Annotated in this window: 16 protein-coding genes; 1 reads left to right on the top strand and 15 read right to left on the bottom strand. The window is 35.6% G+C overall.

The window, feature by feature from the left end:
* Positions 1–121: 121 nt before the first annotated feature.
* From ACXAD6_RS15425 to ACXAD6_RS15490, 14 genes are all read right to left on the bottom strand, one after another.
* Positions 122–1,552, bottom strand: coding sequence for a lipopolysaccharide biosynthesis protein (locus ACXAD6_RS15425; RefSeq protein ID WP_474969634.1), 1,431 nt, complete (start codon positions 1,550–1,552; stop codon positions 122–124).
* 223 nt (positions 1,553–1,775) lie between these two features.
* Positions 1,776–2,891, bottom strand: a complete 1,116-nt coding sequence (locus ACXAD6_RS15430) for a glycosyltransferase family 4 protein (protein ID WP_474969635.1) — start codon at positions 2,889–2,891, stop codon at positions 1,776–1,778.
* Positions 2,892–2,943: 52 nt separating this feature from the next.
* A complete protein-coding gene (locus ACXAD6_RS15435; protein ID WP_474969636.1) occupies positions 2,944–4,080 on the bottom strand; it encodes an O-antigen ligase family protein in 1,137 nt (378 codons plus the stop codon).
* Between the two features lie 73 nt (positions 4,081–4,153).
* The gene (locus tag ACXAD6_RS15440; RefSeq protein WP_474969637.1) at positions 4,154–5,356 is read right to left on the bottom strand and encodes a glycosyltransferase; all 1,203 of its coding nucleotides are present in this window, start codon (positions 5,354–5,356) and stop codon (positions 4,154–4,156) included.
* A gap of 25 nt (positions 5,357–5,381) precedes the next feature.
* Positions 5,382–6,512, bottom strand: a complete 1,131-nt coding sequence (locus ACXAD6_RS15445; protein ID WP_474969638.1) for a glycosyltransferase — start codon at positions 6,510–6,512, stop codon at positions 5,382–5,384.
* Positions 6,513–6,536: 24 nt separating this feature from the next.
* A complete protein-coding gene (locus ACXAD6_RS15450) occupies positions 6,537–7,850 on the bottom strand; it encodes a nucleotide sugar dehydrogenase (protein ID WP_474969639.1) in 1,314 nt (437 codons plus the stop codon).
* 20 nt (positions 7,851–7,870) lie between these two features.
* Positions 7,871–9,121 (bottom strand): glycosyltransferase family 4 protein, encoded by a 1,251-nt coding sequence (locus tag ACXAD6_RS15455; RefSeq protein WP_474969640.1) that lies wholly within the window; start codon positions 9,119–9,121, stop codon positions 7,871–7,873.
* Between the two features lie 43 nt (positions 9,122–9,164).
* On the bottom strand, positions 9,165–9,854 hold the full coding sequence (locus tag ACXAD6_RS15460; protein WP_474969641.1) for an acetyltransferase: 690 nt from the start codon (positions 9,852–9,854) through the stop codon (positions 9,165–9,167).
* A gap of 36 nt (positions 9,855–9,890) precedes the next feature.
* Positions 9,891–10,517: a sugar transferase gene (locus ACXAD6_RS15465; RefSeq protein WP_474969642.1), complete on the bottom strand. Its 627-nt coding sequence runs from the start codon at positions 10,515–10,517 to the stop codon at positions 9,891–9,893.
* A gap of 1 nt (position 10,518) precedes the next feature.
* Positions 10,519–11,634 (bottom strand): DegT/DnrJ/EryC1/StrS family aminotransferase, encoded by a 1,116-nt coding sequence (locus ACXAD6_RS15470; protein WP_474969643.1) that lies wholly within the window; start codon positions 11,632–11,634, stop codon positions 10,519–10,521.
* Positions 11,635–11,738: 104 nt separating this feature from the next.
* On the bottom strand, positions 11,739–13,604 hold the full coding sequence (locus ACXAD6_RS15475; protein ID WP_474969644.1) for a polysaccharide biosynthesis protein: 1,866 nt from the start codon (positions 13,602–13,604) through the stop codon (positions 11,739–11,741).
* A 373-nt stretch (positions 13,605–13,977) separates the two neighbouring features.
* Complete coding sequence (locus ACXAD6_RS15480) at positions 13,978–14,751, bottom strand: tyrosine-protein phosphatase (protein ID WP_474969645.1); 774 nt, start codon at positions 14,749–14,751, stop codon at positions 13,978–13,980.
* A 185-nt stretch (positions 14,752–14,936) separates the two neighbouring features.
* Positions 14,937–15,641: a CpsD/CapB family tyrosine-protein kinase gene (locus tag ACXAD6_RS15485; RefSeq protein WP_474969646.1), complete on the bottom strand. Its 705-nt coding sequence runs from the start codon at positions 15,639–15,641 to the stop codon at positions 14,937–14,939.
* Positions 15,631–16,395, bottom strand: coding sequence for a YveK family protein (locus ACXAD6_RS15490; RefSeq protein WP_474969647.1), 765 nt, complete (start codon positions 16,393–16,395; stop codon positions 15,631–15,633). Before ACXAD6_RS15490 ends, ACXAD6_RS15485 begins: the two co-directional genes overlap by 11 nt.
* 282 nt (positions 16,396–16,677) lie before the next feature.
* Between ACXAD6_RS15490 and ACXAD6_RS15495 the strand changes: the two genes are divergently transcribed.
* Positions 16,678–18,708, top strand: a complete 2,031-nt coding sequence (locus tag ACXAD6_RS15495; RefSeq protein ID WP_474969648.1) for an InlB B-repeat-containing protein — start codon at positions 16,678–16,680, stop codon at positions 18,706–18,708.
* A gap of 247 nt (positions 18,709–18,955) precedes the next feature.
* Here ACXAD6_RS15495 and ACXAD6_RS15500 read toward each other — a convergent pair whose 3' ends face one another.
* On the bottom strand, positions 18,956–19,408 hold the full coding sequence (locus ACXAD6_RS15500; protein WP_474969649.1) for an RDD family protein: 453 nt from the start codon (positions 19,406–19,408) through the stop codon (positions 18,956–18,958).
* Between the last annotated feature and the right edge of the window lie 180 nt (positions 19,409–19,588).

Raw genomic sequence — 19,588 nt, forward strand, 5'->3', positions numbered from 1 at the left:
GGGAATTTTAAACCGTTGTTGATATCTCACATGATTTATGATCTACCATATCTTTTAAATGACCAAAGATGTTAATATTGCTTTGAAAATTACTCGCTTACACAAATCCAATTTTTAAAATTTATATTGCAGAAGAGAATATAGAAATAGATTTTACGAATTCTTTTAGATCTTTTATATAGATAATTGTAACAATGGTAATTGCAATTACTCCTATAACTTGTTCATTAATGGGTTGAAAAGTTAAAAGAGTATAACAAGCATACGAAACAAGTACTAAAGTAGAAGTGTATACTTTAGCAAGAGCATAATTAACTTTGTAGTACCACGTTGATATTATCGTTCTTAATGTAAAAAATATAATATAGCATACCCCAGTTGATACAGCAGCACCTATACCACCATACTGTGGGACAAGCAACCAATTACCAAAGATATTACATATACACGACACACCTGCGATTACTACATGCCATTTAACTTTTTTCTTAAAATTAATTCCTATTACGGTTGTTTCCGAAATAGTATACATTATGGGGATTAAAACTAAAAAGGAAAGCATTAGACTCGATTTTTCGTAACCCCCCCCTAACAACATAATTAATACATCTTTAAGCATTATAATAAGTAACCCTACTAAAATCATTAAGAAACTCACTAATTTGGATATTTGTGTATAAAACTTAGTATCATCAGGGTTATTTTGATACCTTTCATATGCTACCGGAGTCCAAAAAGTGCTGAACGCCACCTTTAATATTGCTATAAGACTTATAATTTTAAACGCAGCTGCATATAACCCTAACTCATTGAAGTTAGACCAAGTACGAATTGCGAACTTATCGAACCCTTCAAAAACCCACATAACAGCAATAGTAAATGCTAATGGATAACTAAAAGTAAGTATATTTTTTTTAGAGTGGATGGTATTCTTGACTTTAATATTAGATAGACTCCAAAATTCCTTTTGTGAATAAATTAAAAATATTAACAAGACAATAGAGCTAATAACTGTAGAATATATTATTATCTTATAGGTTTCTCCCAAGATGGTGTAGAATACTACCACCCCAATCAAAAGGAATAACTTATTTAATATTTCTAAAAGTGAATACATATTTCCTTTTTGTTGCATTCGGACAACTAGAGTTCCATATCGATAAGCGACCTTCGTCACCACTGCAATGCAAAGAAAGTAAAAAGTAATAGACTCATATTCGGAGAATAAATACTGTAATAAGTTAGTCCTAATAATAAAGAAAGTTAATATTACTGGAATAAGTATAAAAAAAGCTACTTTAAGACAATTATATAATAAAGCTCCTCTCTTATTATCAAATTCTTCGTAAAAAAACCGTACGAAAGCCTGATCTGTACCAAAAATGGCTAATATCATAGCTAAATTTATGAACAAAGTAAACATTGAAACTTTCCCAAATTCCTCAGGTGCAAGAAGCCTAGTAGTAAACATTGTAGTTAAAAAAGAGATAGCTGCACCAATGAAACTACCATATGAGAAAGATAGAAATTTCTTTAAGAGTTTATTTCGCATGTAATATTATCCTTTTACGTATTAAAATTTATATATGAAATTAATTCCATATATAAGAGCGATTAGATAGACTGAATTACTAACTGTAAGTAAATACTGAATATATTTTGTATACTTTAGATCGAATAGATCTCATAAAAACATTAATATCTTTACATTCTTTGTTACCAGAAAAATAATCCATCAATACTCAACCTGCATATATAAGTCAATCAAATATATCTCATTCGTTATATACTGACTGAATTAAATCCACTTCTTTATTCACTACTACATCGGGAGAACAATATTGTCTTATAAAATTAGCTCCAGATTCCGAGATTTTAAGAAAGTCTGCTTTATTACTATCTAGTCTAATAATCTCCTCAGCAATTTTTTTTGGAGATTTTTCGGTTAAAATGCCAGTTTTATTATGTTCTACAAATTCAGGGATAGCAGTGTTATTAGATGAGATTGCAACTAAACCACTGGCCATAGCTTCACACATAGACACTCCTTGTGCATCCTGTCTAGTGGGACAAAGGAATACTCCATGATTATCATGTTGCTGCTTTATCTCTTCTTGACTTAAAAAACGTTTATGAAGAACAACATTCTCAAATGATTTTAAAGGAGATAAAGTCTTGTCAAATAAAGGACCATCACCAAATATGTTTATTGTAAATTTGTTAAAATCAGCATACTTTGATAATTCTAAAATAGATTTCACAATAATATCGGTAGCATACTTTTTAGAAGTAAAAGGGCGTATTACTAAAATGTTTTTTGTATCACCTTCATCTTTTTTCTTATATGTAAATACTTTGTCGTCAATGACATTAGGTATAACTTCCCAATCATTTAATTTAGTTAAAGTATCTGTTTCTGTAACTTTTTTCATCCATTTTGACACAAACACTATTTTAAAGTTTTCTTTTTGTATAATAAATTGCCGAAGTTTCCAAAGTTGTCTAGTATTGCTTAAAATATACTTACAAAATTTTTTATTAATATTAAACAGTCGCCTATACCATCCTAATGCTTCAAAACCATGAATCCAAACAATAGTTGGATAATTTTTATCCAATTGAAAAATTGTATCAATCATTTTTCTATCTAAAAAATGAACTAAAAGTGTTTTAGGCGAATGCTTTTTCATATAACGTTTAAAATATTCACCATTACCTATAGTAACTTTTACACCGTCAAAATTATATTGTTCTGTATTTCTTTCTGAATATACAAAAACCTCAACCTTCATATCTCGCTCTTGGTAATTTTTAATTCTTCTATGTACAAAGGCATTTTTATAGTAATCATTATCATTTGGATAATTATTTGTAAGAATACAAGCATCCATTAATTTCCCTCCGTTCTAATATCTAACAACATTATTTATTTTATTTATTATATCATTGGAGAGTTTCAGATTTAACTTTTCGATTTGATTCCATTGTTTCCCTTTTTTCGTGTAAAAGTAATCCTATATAAAGGAATAATAATACATGATAAATAATAAATCTAGAATCAATAAAGAAAAGGTTTTCTGTAACACTAACTAATGCGTAAAATATGAAGAAAATAATGTAAAAAAAAGAGTTATTCACTTGGGTAAGTCTTAAAGAAATGAAAATAAACAGTATAAAAAAAACGATTAAGGGTAGTAAACCATATGCACCTAAAACTTGAATAAAAGTATTGTGGGAATCACCTATTGAGTATTGATACGTGAAGTAATTCTCTCCATTACCAAAAGCTGAAATGCCATTTTTCAGGGTGTAAATCCACATATCCATTCTTCCTGAGGTGATATCACCACCAGTACGATCCCATTTATGAAAAATAATATCCTCTATAAACTTGAAATATATATATATACCAGATACAGTAACTATCAAAAATAAAAACATATTTTTAATTATATTATAATAAGATTTCTGTTTTTTCACCAATGTATACATGAAATATATACATCCCACTAGGATAAACGAGACAATTGACGTCCTTGATTGTGTAATAAATAAACTTAAACATGTTATGAATATAAATAAATATATATATACATTACGGAGATTCTTCAACACGGCTATACTTACTACACAGGTTCCTACCACACTAATATGAAGTCCTAAAGAGTTATTCGGTGCCAAAAAATACATTAATGGAGCTACTGAGAAAACTATCGATAAGAATATAATGTTTAAGTATTTTCTGTGATTTTTCAAGAAGAAACACATTGGTATAATAATACTAAATATTGCATACTCGATGAACTGAAAATGTCCATTAAGGTATATAGAAATATAAATAAGACCTATGAATACCTCCCATATCACCAAGAATAGGGCAGAAATTTTTGATAAGGTAAAATTAGTTTTAATAGTAAAAACCATTAAAACTATACTAAATATCAATAGTAGTAGCCATTTATTTTCTACATTATTTTTTAAATCATGAAAATTTATAGCTACTAGATTAGAGAATAATAAAACTGTAGTTAAGATTAAAAGAAACAATACATTTAATAGTGTCGTTTTTTTTATATTCATATAAATTACCCATCTTTCTCACCTATTATCTATTACTATATTGAATTCATTTCATATAATAGCATACTTGCATTCATAGGAGGGTTATCTCTCTTAAGTACTTTTCAGCTACTTTTGCTTCTGTATACTGTAGTGCAGTTTTTTTTGAATTTTTTAGAATACTATGAAATTGCTGTTCATTCATGGTTATGGCTTTTCTTAAAGTACTAACTAAGTGAGAAGAATCGTTTGGCTTAACCAAGAAACCATTTTTACCATCTGTAATTACACCATCAATTCCTTCCCCGACAGCACCTATTGATATGCATCCACATCCCATTGCTTCTATATATGATATTCCAAAGGTTTCTGGTGAACTCACCATAATGAAATAGTCATTTTTAAACATTTCTTCTAATACTTCTTCCCGTTCCATTACACCTAAGAAATTCACATTTTTTTGTAAATTTAAAATTTTAACTTTATCTTTTAAAATTTCTTCTAATGGGCCTGTACCAATAATAGAAAATTCGATTTCATATTCTTCTTTCAATATAGCCAATGCTTCTAAAGTTTTATCAATATTCTTACTCTTTTGTAACCTACCAGCATATAATAATTTTATTGGTTTTCGAGTTCTGTTTACTATATTAGATGTAGTATCATCTTGATTTTCCATTATGTAGTCTGGTACTCCAGATTGTACTAAAAAACCACTTTTCCCCGTCATATCTACTACATCATCCATTATACTATTGGACCTAAAACCAAACTTATGATAAATATTGAGTAAATCTCTAACTTTTTTCTTTTTATATATTCTTTTTAAATAATTTATATCTGATTTATGGAACACGCCAACACGAGTGCAACTTAGTTGTTTTTTTAAGGATTTAACAATTTGTATTTGAGCAACACAAAAGTGAGTAATTAAAGCGTCAGGCGTAAAATCATTATCATTTAATATTTCAATTATTTTTCTTTTTTGCTTCTTAAGATCTTTCTTAAAGAAAAAATTCCTTCGTGGTATATATCTGTTAATAGGTAGTAAATATGAATTTACACCTTCTATAGTCTGCTGTGATTCCTCAAGATGCTCTTTCCTATAATTCTTACCTTTTTTAAAGAAGGACAAGAGTTCAAAAATTTTGGGTTTCTGTATATAGTTGTGTATCACTAACACATTGTGACCTTCTTTAACCCATTCCCTAGCAAAATAATGAATAGCTTTAGTAGTATTTTCAGGTGTGTTATCATTTTTATACGGATAATATGTAGTGAAAATTAATATATTCATTTTAAACTCCCAACAAAATTTAAAATTAATACTTATAGAGGTCTAAATATTTTTCAGAAACTGTTATCCAATTAAATTCTTTAGATAGTTCGATGCAATTTCTAGAATATATGTTTATATTTTGATATATTTCTAAAATTTTTGTGCTAATCATGTTTATATCATTAGGTAATACTGAATAACCAACCTTTCCTTCACTAAACAGGCCATCAATTCCTTGACCTCTTGTGTATATAACTGGCACTCCCATTGACATCGCCTCAATATAAACTAAACCAAAAGTTTCCTTTATTGAAGGCATAACAAAAATATCACTTTCAAGAAGTAAATTTTTAATTGATTCTAGTTCTTTTATGTAACCGTAAAAATCAATCTTGCTTTCCAAATTGAGTGATTTCGCCAGTTTTTTAAGATTTAATTCCATCGGCCCTTTTCCTATAATTTTTAAACTAAAATCATACCCCATTTCGTTAAGCTTTGCACATACCTTAATTATACTTTTCGTATTCTTATTATCATTTAACTGCCCTATATAAATTAAGTTGATTTTTGTATCTTGAACTTTATTTTTGGTTTTTATTGATTGATGATGCCAAAAATCATCAATACCATTAGGAATAACATATGTCTTGTGTGAAATTTCTTTGACAACATGCCTTGGTAACATTGAAAATAAACTGTTTTTATATGCAACAGACAAGAAAACTATACCATTTGAATTCTCAAGTACTTTATACATAAACCGCCTTAAATGAATTGCATACTTAAAAAAGGTGTTTATATCAGTATTCCGTACATTAACAACGTACGGAATACTGTATTTCTTGTTTAAATAATAAGCAGTTCCACCATCACTAAACACCGTATGAGCATGAATGAAGTTTATTTCTTGTTTATCTAACACCAAATCTTCCACTTCATTAAATTGTTTTTTAATTTTACTTAAATAAAAAAACTTATGCCATCTCTTTATTATATCTGCATAATAATATGTGATAAAGTTATCTCTTCCAATTAATTGATTTTCACCTTTGTATTTTTCGTCTTTTATAGGTATAAATACATGCTGGTTTATGTTGTGATTTCCTAATTCTTTTATAAGGTTTTTATATAGTTTATTTCCTATATAATATGAGCAAATGTGTAACACATTCATAGTTACCATCCTTAATCAACAAATTTACAATCCCCAATAATAAAAACCGTTTTCTAAGAATTCATTTTTGTTTAAAGCATTTTTAATATCAATTATTACTCTTCTATCACTACTATAGAGGCTATTGAAAAATTCAATGCTGTAATTATCAATAAATTCTTTATGTGACACTGCTAATACACTAGCGTTAATATTTTGTAATGCTTTTTTATCTACTAAATTTATTCTATATTCTTCCCAAACTTCATCTTTATTTGCGATGGGATCATGAACTAAGACTTCAACACCGAACTCCTCAAGTTCATTTACTATGTCTATAATTTTTGTGTTCCTCACATCTGGACAATCTTCCTTGAATGTAATTCCTAAGATTGCAACTCTAGCACCCTTTACAGGCTGTTCGGCTTTAATCAATTTCTTAATTATATTATTAGCAACATATTTCCCCATATCATCGTTTATTTTTCTTCCCGCTAAAATAATCTGTGAATGATACCCTAATTGCTCAGCTTTATAAGTAAAGTAGTAAGGGTCAACACCTATGCAATGACCTCCAACCAATCCTGGAGTGAATTTCAAAAAGTTCCACTTAGTACCAGCTGCTTCTAATACTTCATTTGTATCAATATCCATCTTATTAAAGACCATAGATAATTCATTCATAAACGCAATATTTATGTCTCGCTGAGAATTTTCAATAACTTTTGAAGCCTCAGCTACTTTGATTGATGAAGCTTTATGTACTCCTGCTTCGATAATTGAGTCATACACTTTCGCTATAATATCTAGTGCTAGTTTATCAGAACCTGAAACAACCTTCATTATTTTAGTAAGGGTATTCACTTTATCCCCAGGGTTAATTCTTTCAGGAGAATAACCTACTCTGAAATCTATCCCGTATTTTAAACCTGACTCTTCTTCAAGGATTGGAATACATACTTCTTCGGTAGTTCCTGGATAAACTGTAGACTCAAAAACAACAATTGAACCTTTAGTCAGGTTTCTCCCTACTGTCTTACTAGCTTCAATAACTGGTGACAAATTTGGAGTTTTATCACTATTAATAGGAGTTGGAACCGCAACTATGTGAAATTTACTATTCCTTAACTCATTCTCCTTATCTGTGAATTCTAATGTTGTATTAGCTATTACTTCATTTCCCACTTCATTAGTAACATCAATACCACTCAAATACTTTTCTAGCTTTGAGCTGTTATTATCAAATCCAATTACTTTAAACTTTTTTGCTAGTTCAATAGCTAATGGTAGACCTACATAGCCCAGTCCTATTATAGAAATTTTTTCTCGTTTGTTTTGTATATTTTGAAATAAATGCATTCTCTTTACCTCTCCCCTACTTATACATTCTCAATTTCTTTAATGAGTTCATTTGTCAATTTTTTAAAATCGTATTCCAATGCAGCTTTACGTGCATTTTTTCCTCTTTTCTGTTGACTATCTTCATCATTGATACAATCAATTACTGCAGAAGCTATTTCTTCAGCTTTTTGTACAGGCACGCTAATTCCACAATCAAACTTCTCACAAACACTATATCCCGTGGTATATGTTTGAATAATTCCTTTGCCAGATGCCAAGTATTCAAAGAATTTATTTTGACTTTGTCCATACTTATCAAGAGATGTACTAGTATTGTGCAAAATATTAGCATAAGCGTTTGATAATATTGAAGGAATATATTTCTTTTCTACACGCCCTTTAAATATAACATTGCTAATATTCTCTCTTTCACACCTCTTTTTTAACATTTCTTCTTGATCTCCAGAACCATATATTAAAAACTTCGCATTCTTTATTCCTTTATCTTGAACTATTTTTGCAGCACTTATCAGTAAACCCAAATTATTCACTTTACGTATTGATCCTGCATAAACAAAGTTTTTAACTTTCACATCGAAAAGATCTGGATCATCACATCTGTTTTCTTTGCAATTTCTATCAAACGAATCGATTGTAACTCCATTACTAATGTGAGTGATTTTGTTTAAATCAATTTCACTTTCCCAGCCTTTATCTAAAATATAATCCCTGCCACCGGGCCATGTCATAATAACTTTGTTTGCCTTCTTATATATCCACTTTTCACCTGAGTATAGTAATTTAGCTATTATACTTTCCCTTTTTAAAGCTCCGTAAGCTACTATACTCTCCGGCCAAAGATCCCTTACTTCACATAAACAAGGTATACCTAACTTCTTTGCGATTTGTATTCCAGCTACTAAGGTAAGTGGATGGACGGAGGAGGCTACTATTATATCTGGTTTACCATAGATTTCAGTGTATTTTTTACCAACTGAAAGAATATTCTTATAGAAGGAAATCATATTTCTTATTCTCTTAATACCATTATTATCATATGGAGATGTTTTCACAAAAATAAATGGAATGCCGCCCCTGGATTCCTTTATCGTATATTTATTCTCAGTTATTTTCACACTGTCCGAGTGGTTATGCCTAGTATTAGCACAAAATATTACAGGATCATAACCATTAGCATTCAAATACTCAGCAAACCAGTAGTGTCGACCGCCTTCATTAAAATACATATTTGTAGCATAATGATTTAAAATCCAAACTTTTTTTTTCATACTTTTATTTTCCCATCCTTAATTATGATTTTCACTTATATCACTATACACTCTTTCGCTTTAGAATTTTTGCTGGATTACCTACGAATACAGATGGGGAAACATCAATATTTTTTGTAACAACTGCTCCACTTCCTATAATCACATCGCTTGTTATTTTGACAAATGGTAAAAGTGAAGCATTCAAGCCCACAAATGACCTTTCACCTATTTCAACATAGCCACCCAAATTAACACCTGGAGAAACTTGTGAAAATTCTCTAAGAGTAACATCATGTGCGATTGTAGAGAGTTTATTAACTATAACGTGACTGCCAATTTTGACATCTGGATCTACAATTGTTCCTGGTAGTATTATCGAGCCTTTTCCTACTGAAGAAAAATTTGATATTGCTGCTTTTTCACTAATTATATTAGTATAGTTGAGATTAGGGTTACTTTTTGCAATATTCTCTCTCACCCTATTGTCTGCAATTGCGATGATAAACGATATATCTTGCTTTACGTTCAACAATTTCAAAGAGGAGGTATCACCTACTATTGGGATGCCTAACATCCGTTGACCTTGAATGTTAGTATTGTCATCAATAATTGCAATATTTCTCATTTCATGTTTCCCGTTATTGATAATACAATCTATTGTCATCTTACCTAGACTACCAGCGCCAATAACTATAATCTTTTCACCCGGCTGTGAGAGTGCCAACCATTCTTCAATATGTGTAATTGCCAATTCACCTCTTTACTTATTCCAAATTCAATGAAAAATTCAATTTGACCCTTTAAACCGCTCCATAGTCGTATCTTCGTCTTGATTTATATTCTCTTTGACAAGAACTTTTTTTACTGTTTTTAGTAGTATTTTTATATCTAACAAAAAACTTAGATTTTCAACATAGTAAATATCTTTTTCAAATTTTTCTTCCCACGTCAATGAATTTCTTCCATTTACTTGAGCATACCCAGTAATACCAGGTTTTACATTGTGTCTCTGTGATTGTTTTTGGGTATAAAGAGGTAAATATTCAACTAATAACGGTCTAGGCCCTACCAAACTCATATCACCTCTTAGTACATTAATAAGTTCAGGGAGCTCATCTAAACTAGTGCCCCTTATTATTTTCCCGAACTTAGTATGCCTTAACTCATTAGGGAGTAAATTACCAAACTCGTCTTTTTCATTTGTCATCGTTCTAAATTTGTACATAGTAAAAATTTCACCATTTAATCCTGGTCTTTTTTGAGCAAACAGAACCGGCTTACCAATTTGTGATCTTAATAAAATATAAAGCACCAAGAATAATGGTGATAATAATGCCAATAAGAGAATAGATAATAGTATATCACCTATTCTTTTATTGATACTACTATAAATACTAGATTGATTTTTTTTCAATTTATAACCACAACCCTTTAATAGTTTCCACAACCATTGTTAAATCTTCATCAGTCATTTTTGTATCAGAAGGCAAACATACACCTTCTGAAAATAAATTCTCAGAAACTTTCTGTTCTCCAATCATTTCATAATCTTTAAAATAAGGTTGCATATGCATTGGCTTCCATATTGGTCTAGATTCAATATTCTTCTTTTCTAAAGCATTTATAATATCCAAAGGCTTAACATGACCATTAGCTATAATTGTACTTAACCAAAAATTCGGTTCATCCCAATTATTCACCGGCATGAAATCAATCCCAGGCAGACTATCTAATTCTTTTTTATAAAATTCAAAGATATATTTCTTTTTACTAACACGTTGATCTAATACTTTTAATTGTCCCCTTCCAATTCCAGCTACTACATTACTCATACGATAATTAAACCCTAGTTCACTATGCTGATAATGCCTCGCTTGATCACGAGATTGAGTTGCCCAAAATCTCGCTTTTTCTATTTTTGACTCATTATTCGATACAAGCATTCCACCACCGGACGTTGTAATGATCTTATTACCATTGAAGGAATAGACACCATAAGTTCCAAATGTTCCAGTTTGTTGACCTTTATAATAGCCTCCCAATGATTCCGCTGCATCTTCAATAACATCTACACCATGCTTGTTGCAGATATTCATTAGTTTATCCATATCAGCAGATAAACCATATAGATGGACAATGATTACCGCTTTAACTTCAGGATACTTTTCAAAAGCTTCTTCTAATGCTTTTGGACACATATTCCATGTTTCATAATCACTATCTATGAAAACAGGAGTAGCATTCTGGTAAATTACAGGATTTACAGTAGCAGAAAAGGTTAATGTTGGACAAAAAACAATATCCCCTTCCTGAACCCCTGCTGCTTTCAACGCTAAATGGATAGCAGCAGTACCAGATGACAAAGCTGCAGCTGCTTTAGATCCTACTCTTTCAGCTAATTCCAATTCAAATTGATTAACATTATTACCTAAAGGTGCAATCCAATTTGTATCAAACGCTTCTTGTACGTACTGTCGTTCATACCCCTCTTCACTCATGTGAGGGGAAGACAAAAATACACGTTCTCCCACAATTACAACTTCCTTCCTACTGACTTGAATATTAGTTTTATATAACTTATCAAATGCAGAAAATATTTAACTTTTGCTTAAGTGAAGCTAAATTCCATAATCATTTATAAGATACGTTCAACAACCTTCTCTCTCGAGGGTAATCTATTATTAGCCAAATCAATTACATACTTTTTCAAATCATCCACACTACTTGTGGGATAATGTGAAACAAGATATTCTACAAGTTCATAATTGAAATTTAACGTTTTACCAATGAAGATCTTTGGAAATACCGGTTTTTTATTCACTTCCTTATCACTCAGAAGCTCTTCATACATCTTCTCGCCAGGGCGAATGCCATTAAATTGAATCGGAATCTGTTCTTCAGTGAATCCAGAGAGATGGATTAAGTTTTTTGCAAGATCAACAATTTTCACAGGTTCACCCATATCGAGAACAAACACTTCTCCACCGCGTGCAAGAGCACCTGCTTGAAGTACCAATCTCGAAGCTTCCGGGATTGTCATAAAGTACCGTGTCATATCAGGATGGGTAACGGTAACCGGTCCACCTGCAGCAATCTGCTTCTTAAATAGTGGAATAACACTACCGCGACTTCCTAGAACGTTACCAAAACGAACAGCAACAAACTTTGTCTTGCTTTGTCGACCAAGGTTCTGCACAACCATTTCTGCAATTCGTTTCGTAGAGCCCATCACGTTAGGTGGATTTACTGCTTTGTCTGTGGAAACGAGGACAAAGGCTTTCACTCCTGCATGATGAGCTGCTTCAGCAACGTTTTTTGTTCCAATGACGTTGTTCTTTACAGCTTCTTTAGGGTTCGCTTCCATCAATGGAACATGCTTATGAGCAGCGGCGTGATAAATGTTAGATGGAGCATAATCTTGAACAACTTGAAAAATACGCTCTCGGTCCTGAACATCTGCAATGACGGTAACAAGTTCGGTATCTATATCGTATTGTTTTAACTCCATATGAATGGTATAAATACTATTTTCCCCATGGCCAAGTAAAATAAGGCGCTTTGGTCCAAATTTGACGAGCTGCCGACAGATTTCGGACCCTATACTTCCTCCAGCACCTGTGACCATGACGGTCTGCCCTCTTACTTCCGTTTCTATGGAATTTATATCGAGTTCGACAGGCTCACGACCTAGAAGGTCTTCGATCTGTACGTCTCGAATTTGGTTAACTGATACATTACCTAAGGCAATATCCTCTATCATTGGGAGTGTCTGTACATTCTTCACAACTTGCTTGGACTCAGTAATGATTTCTTTAATTCGATCATTACCAACAGACGGCATTGCAAGGACAATGTGGTTCACTTGATAATCACTTGCGATTGCTTTAATTTCATTTGTACTCCCCAATACAGGAAGATTAGCAACTGTTAAATGATGCATAGTGAAGTCATCATCTACGAATCCTACAAGTTCAGCATCTACTTCATTTGAATTCATCATCTGCCTGGCAAGCATTCTGCCAGCAGACCCTGCTCCAATAATTAGAGTTCGCTGATGGCTAGGGTCCTTTTTAAAGAGACGAGCCTTTTTAAACTTAGGGTTAATTGTAAAACCATAGGATTTGTAATACTGCCAGGCGAAACGGACTCCGCCAATAAGCAAAATATGTAACATCCAAGTAACAACAAGGGCTCTTTCATAAATAGCACCGTAAGAAATTAACTGTATAAGAGCAGCAGTAATAATTGACATCGTAACGACAGATATAATGCCAAACAATTCTTCCGTGCTTGCGTAACGCCATTTCTTTTTATACATCCCAAAAATACTGGAAAATAAATGGTGACTAACTAACAGAGTTAATGATAAAACCAACATAACTCCATCAAAAACAGCAACATATGGATTAAGGAAAAAATGGGACATATAGATGGAGAAGGAAACAATGAGTGAATCTATCAGAATTAATAAAAGCAGCCTTCTTCTATATGCAGTGGTCAATGAACTTCCTCCTTTTTAAATTGTCTTTGAATCAGGGCTTTCTCTATTTCTTTATGTAAGATGTATAACTTTTCTTCTGGGGCTTCATATTTGATATATCGAATGGTTTTGACGACTGATTTTGGAAGTTTATTCAATGAAAGCTACCTCTTTTCTAATTGTGATGCAACCCTGATAATTCCCACAACTGTAACTCTTTTGTAACAAATTTGATTGTACCATTTTCCTCCATCCAAAAGAAGACCTGCGACGCAGATTTTTACATAACTTTTATATAAAATGTAAAAGTTTGTTATGAATACGCTTTCGATATTATTCAAAAGAAGAAAAAGGACACAATCAAGATAGTTCCATGTGCCCTTTTTATATTAGACTAGCGGTTAAATACACCTAAAAATTTAGACTTTTTAATATGTTTAGGTGGCTCAGATGCTAACACTTTACCATCCAGCACATCTTCTGCATTTTCCATCAATAAATAAACCATATCATTTCCAAACTTCTTATTGATCCCTTCGTAGGCCTCTTTCATACAGAAACCGCGGGTCTTTGTATTATGAGCATCTGAGGCTATTAGATGAGCGAGGTTCGCTTCCAGCAATTGCTCAGAAAACTTCTTGATTTTCTTCCCAAAGTGTCCACAGAGACTGCCGGCGGTGACCTGAGTGTAGGCTCCCTTTTTAACGAAGGAATATAAAAGGTCGGGATTTTCTATGATCTGTTTATTACGCTCCGGATGCACGATGACAGGAGTGTACCCTGCTACCTGCAGGTCAAAGAAGAGCTGTTCGGCATAACGCGGAACAGAGCTGGATGGAAATTCTACCAGGACGTACTTCGTCTTATCATCTATAGCTAGAATTTCATCTACTTCTAGTCCTTGAACCATTTCACCGTAGATACGGTTTTCCTGACCGGGTAGCACTTCTAAATCGATACCCTGTTCTTGAAACGTCCGATTCAGTTCAGCCACTTGAATCAAAATGTCATGTTTATAATTATCATACGTACCATTTTTATGGTGCGGTGTTGCTACAATGGTTGTAATTCCATCGGCGACCGCTGCTTTGGCCATCTGTATACTTTCTTCAATCGTTTGAGCACCATCATCTACACCAGGCAGAATATGACTGTGAATATCAATCATGGTAAACTCCCCTTTCTTATTCCAACCTATCAAACTAGTTTTTTACAAACTAACGACGATTATATCAAGAATAAGCATGGATATGAAGAACAAGACAATGACATTTGTTATTACTTTGTAGAATTATGTGACTGAAGTTATAACCAGTAAGTCTATTAAAAAAAGAAGGCCTGAGACCTTCTTTTTTATTGCCCATAATAATAGTAGTAGTTGCTCGACTTAATGTCCTGGTCGTTCAACACGACGCCAAGGATATTGGCCTGGGACTGTTCCAGCTGCTCCTTCGCTTTCACTGCAGAATCTTTCTCAGTCTGTTTACTACGAACAACGAGAAGGACTCCATCAACGAAGTTACCAAGCACCTGGGAATCGGTGACGGCATGAACCGGTGGTGTATCAAAAATGATCATGTCATATGTCTGTTTGGCTTCTTCAATGAATTCCTTCATTTTATTAGAGCCAAGTAACTCTGATGGGTTTGGTGGAATGGGACCGCATGTGATGACATCCAGCTTATTTAAGTCGGTATGATTAGCGATTTCAGATACCTTCTGTGCACCAATCAAGTAATTACTCAAACCAATCGTATTCGGTACACGGAACGTATAATGAATCGTCGGTTTTCGCAAATCCGCATCTACGAGGAGGACTCTTTTCCCCTGCTGGGCAAAGACAACAGCCACGTTGGCAGTGGTGACTGACTTCCCTTCTGAAGGGTTGGCTGACGTGACCACCATCGTTTCCAAGTCTTTATCAACGGATGTGAACTGTAGGTTCGTCCGGATGGTCCGGAACTGTTCGGCAATTGGAGATTTAGGATTGTTCTTTGTAACTAGATTTTTCGCTCTTGTATTTGTCGTCGTTGCTGCTGCTTTCTTCTTACGTGCCAACAGATTCACCCCTCATTTCAGATACGCGGTTCTTTGACTTCCGTGCTTTCCCTAGATCCACCGTATCATCGGATGTGATCGTGGAAACGACACCCATAACCGGAAGACCTAGTGCATCTTCGATATCCGTTTCAGTCTTGATCGAGTTGTCGAGGTACTCCAGTAGGAAGGCAAGGCCTACACCAAGCATTAACCCAACCACTAAAGCAATCGCAATGTTCAAAGCGGTATTCGGGCTTACCGGTGTTGGATTCGATCCCACCTCAGCTGTAGACAGGACATTAATGTTATCTACTCCGTTCATCAACTGTGGAATCTCCTGCTTAAATACTTCAACCGTTGTATTGGCAATATCAGCCGCAAGCATAGCATTTTCGTCCGTTGCGGTAACGTTCACAACCTGGGACTGCTCGGCATTTGTGACAGACAACTTGCTGGATAGAGTTCCTGCTGTCATATCAAGGTTCAATTCATCAGCCACCTGATCCAGAATTCTCGGACTTTGAATGATAACGTTGTATGTATTAATAAGTTCGACGTTCGAGCGGATCTCATTGATATCGTAAGCAGCACTCTGGTCTTGATTGCTGGACTGGTTCACAATAAACTGGGACGATGATTGATACGTTGGTGTCAGAACAAACAATGTAATTAAGGCACTGATGACCGCTGCTCCAGCCGCTAAGCCGACGATCAGCCACACTCTTTTTTTGATCACCTCGAAAATTTCTTTCAAGGAAATGGTCTCTTCCATTAATAAACCTCCAATATTTGTCGAATTTACAGATAGGAACATTATAGCACACTCTTATTCTTTCAAAGAGGGAGGATTGCGTATTTTTTCAAAATGTTAACAAACCTCTTGTACCACATCTTGTTAAAGTATCGGCATGACGCTATCCATTATTTAGAATTTTGTCGAAATTAGTTCAAATCGCTTAATTTGATTGTTTATCATTCTGCTCTATTAGACAAATTAACGGGACATTTACCAAATCTTTCATCTGTTCCTGTATAATGAAGAGACATTTAACCTATGTATGAAAGAAAGGCGGGGAACCATTTGAACAAGAAAGTGCTCATACTTGCTGTCATCGCAGTGCTCGCTGTTGGTGCGGGTGTCTTTTTTACTATGAACGGCGTTGGCGCAAACTCTGTGGACAGTACATATGAAAAAGCCCAGACAGCTTTGGAAGAGGAAAACTATGAAGAAGCCATTGACTTATATCAATCTGTATTAGAGAAAGACCCGGCATTTGTAGATGCAAGACTGGGACTTGCGGATGCTTTTGTCGCTGTAAAGGAATCCTCAAAAGCTGTAAAGACTTTGTCGGATGGGATTTATGAAACACCGGAAGAAGGAAAGCTGTATACAAAATCCTCCGACATTCAGCTGCAGCTGCAGGATGTAGAAAAAGCGTACAGTTCCTTAGAAAAAGGTATCAAATACAGTGAAAACGATTCGGATGCTGTCAAACAAGCCATGGAAACGTTGGAATCACAGATTTCCATACAAACGGAAAGACCTCGTGTCCAGAAAGGCTATGAGCGTGATCTGCAATTAGCCTGGGAGAGTGAAGAAGGAAAGTTCATTCCTCTTGAGGCGCAGTGGACGAAGGAAGAAGACAGCCTTGGTGAACTGGTCACGGTCGAAGGTGTCACAGGGACGACTTTTTCTGCAGAGGAACTCGGTAAAGTGTTGGTTACTGCCGAGTGGGAATCCTACACAGAAGATATAGAAGTGGAAGTCGTAGACCAGCTGCTGGACGAGGTTGAAGTGACACCGGAGGAAATCGAACCGCTTGCGGTTGGAGAAACCCTCGACTTATCGGTGACCGGGTATGATGCGGACGGAGAAGAAATGAGCATCCAACCCGAATGGTCGATCGAAAAGCAGCTGTTTGAACTGGATGTGCAGCAGGATCAGACAGCCACGTTGACTGCAGTAGAAGAAGGTCAGGATGTACTGACCGTCCGCTTAGAAGATTTTGAGGAACAAATCGACATTTTCGTTGAAGGGTCATCTAAAATCGTTCAAACAAAATCCCAGGGTCAGGGAACCGTTACGGTCTATCCTGATCAGGAAAGCTATAGTGTCGGCGAAGACATTACAATAGAGGCTCACCCGGCTCAAGGCTATGAATTCGTCCGCTGGGAAAATGATCTTGATGGTACCGTGAATTCAGTTAACCTTACGGTGGAAGACCATATGAATGTGACAGCTGTCTTTGAGCCTGTCAAACACACCTTGACGCTGGCAAAGACCGGAGAAGGCGAAGTCGTGCGGGACACGTTGGAAACAGATTTTGAACACCTCGCTAAAGTGTCGCTTCGTGCCCGTGCCGCTGACGGCTGGGAATTCGATCACTGGGAAGGATCACTCACTTCAGAAACCTCTGATATCGTTGTATCGATGAATGAAGACAAAACGCTTCGCGCTGTTTTTACACAAGTGGATGAAGAAACAGACGAAGAGGATTCCGAGGAAGAGGAAGAAGAACAGACAGAAGCTGTAGAAACCTATTCCTTGAATGTGGCGATTAACGGCCAGGGTCGTATCCAGAAAAGTGCGTCTGGCAGCCAGTTCAAAGATGGAACGAACGTAAGCTTATCTGCAATTCCAGCGGATGGCTGGCGTTTCACCGGATGGAGCGGGGATGCCAGTTCCTCCTCATCCTCCATCACGTTGAAGATGAACCGCAGCAAGGTTGTGGCAGCGAACTTTGAAAGAAAAGCAGCGCCTCAACCAGAGCCCGAACCTGATCCAGAACCAACACCTGAACCTAAGCCGGAGCCAAAACCGGAGCCTGAGCCGGAGAGCTACTCACTGACAATGTCGGTCATCGGTGAAGGAACGATACAGGCGTCCAATAAAACGGTGAAAGCAGGACAGTCCATTTCTGTCACGGCCGTACCAGATGAAGGCTACACCTTCGTCCGCTGGGAAGGGGACGTCACAGGATCGAGCGCCAGCACGTCCGTAAAGATGAACCGCAACAAACAGGTCAGTGCCGTGTTTGCAAAGAAAGCTGAGGAATCCGAAAGCACAGAAACAGAATCGGAATAAAAAACAGCTTTAGAACGAACCTCAGGCTGTTGAAGTCACGAGGAGCGTTCGGTGGTGACGCCTGCGGGAACAGCACGGACCGAAGATCCACTTGGGCAGGTGGTCTTCCTGACCAAGTTAGCTGAGGCCGGGCCCGCGGCAAGCACCCACCGATAAGCGGAACGTGAATAATGATATAAAACACGTATAAGACAACACTTTTCCACAGTAGAAGGAGACGACCTCAGGTCGTCTCCTTTTTTTATGTTCAGATATTTGAGCTTTCAACAGCCTGACTTGTTTCCGATGTTTCCGGTTCCCTATGCGTCACATACGTGCCGCCGATAAAATCATGGATGGCGCGTTTGTCTTCGCGGATCCCGACCATAAAGGCACTGACGATCGCTCCAATGCCGAGGGTTAAGATGTAGACAAGTCCACCGACAACTTCTCTCAAAATCATCTTGCCGAATCCTACATCTGTGCCATCCTGTTTCACGATCCGCACGCCGACGGCCTTCTTCCCTAAGGTGTACCCGGCCCACAGCGCCGGCAGGATAACATAGTAAAGGGTTCCAACGGAGTTAAAAGCAGGAGTGTCCTGATTGAAGCCTTGAAAAATGATAAAGTTCAGCGCCGCAACAACGATACCTATTAAAAGTCCGTCAATGACCCTTGCGCCCAGCCTCACCCAGAAACCTGCTGCCATCTTATCGTTCATATCCTCATCTCCCATCATTTGTATAGTTCTTATATACCACAAAATGGCATTTTAACACATGTACACACCAAAAACCCTGGCGACGGGCGGGGGCACCGGTGATGACACGATAGGCGTTCGGGGGTGACGCCTGCGGGAACAGCACGAGCCGAAGATCCACTTGGACAGGTGGTTTTCCTG

Source organism: Halobacillus sp. ABH2_015 (assembly GCF_056158945.1).

Coding starts and splice junctions, on each gene's coding strand:
- ACXAD6_RS15425 (WP_474969634.1), bottom strand. CDS start 1,552: ATGCGAAATAAACTCTTAAAGAAATTTCTATCTTTCTCATATGGTAGT.
- ACXAD6_RS15430 (WP_474969635.1), bottom strand. CDS start 2,891: ATGGATGCTTGTATTCTTACAAATAATTATCCAAATGATAATGATTAC.
- ACXAD6_RS15435 (WP_474969636.1), bottom strand. CDS start 4,080: ATGAATATAAAAAAAACGACACTATTAAATGTATTGTTTCTTTTAATC.
- ACXAD6_RS15440 (WP_474969637.1), bottom strand. CDS start 5,356: ATGAATATATTAATTTTCACTACATATTATCCGTATAAAAATGATAAC.
- ACXAD6_RS15445 (WP_474969638.1), bottom strand. CDS start 6,512: ATGAATGTGTTACACATTTGCTCATATTATATAGGAAATAAACTATAT.
- ACXAD6_RS15450 (WP_474969639.1), bottom strand. CDS start 7,850: ATGCATTTATTTCAAAATATACAAAACAAACGAGAAAAAATTTCTATA.
- ACXAD6_RS15455 (WP_474969640.1), bottom strand. CDS start 9,121: ATGAAAAAAAAAGTTTGGATTTTAAATCATTATGCTACAAATATGTAT.
- ACXAD6_RS15480 (WP_474969645.1), bottom strand. CDS start 14,751: ATGATTGATATTCACAGTCATATTCTGCCTGGTGTAGATGATGGTGCT.
- ACXAD6_RS15490 (WP_474969647.1), bottom strand. CDS start 16,395: ATGGAAGAGACCATTTCCTTGAAAGAAATTTTCGAGGTGATCAAAAAA.
- ACXAD6_RS15495 (WP_474969648.1), top strand. CDS start 16,678: ATGTATGAAAGAAAGGCGGGGAACCATTTGAACAAGAAAGTGCTCATA.
- ACXAD6_RS15500 (WP_474969649.1), bottom strand. CDS start 19,408: ATGAACGATAAGATGGCAGCAGGTTTCTGGGTGAGGCTGGGCGCAAGG.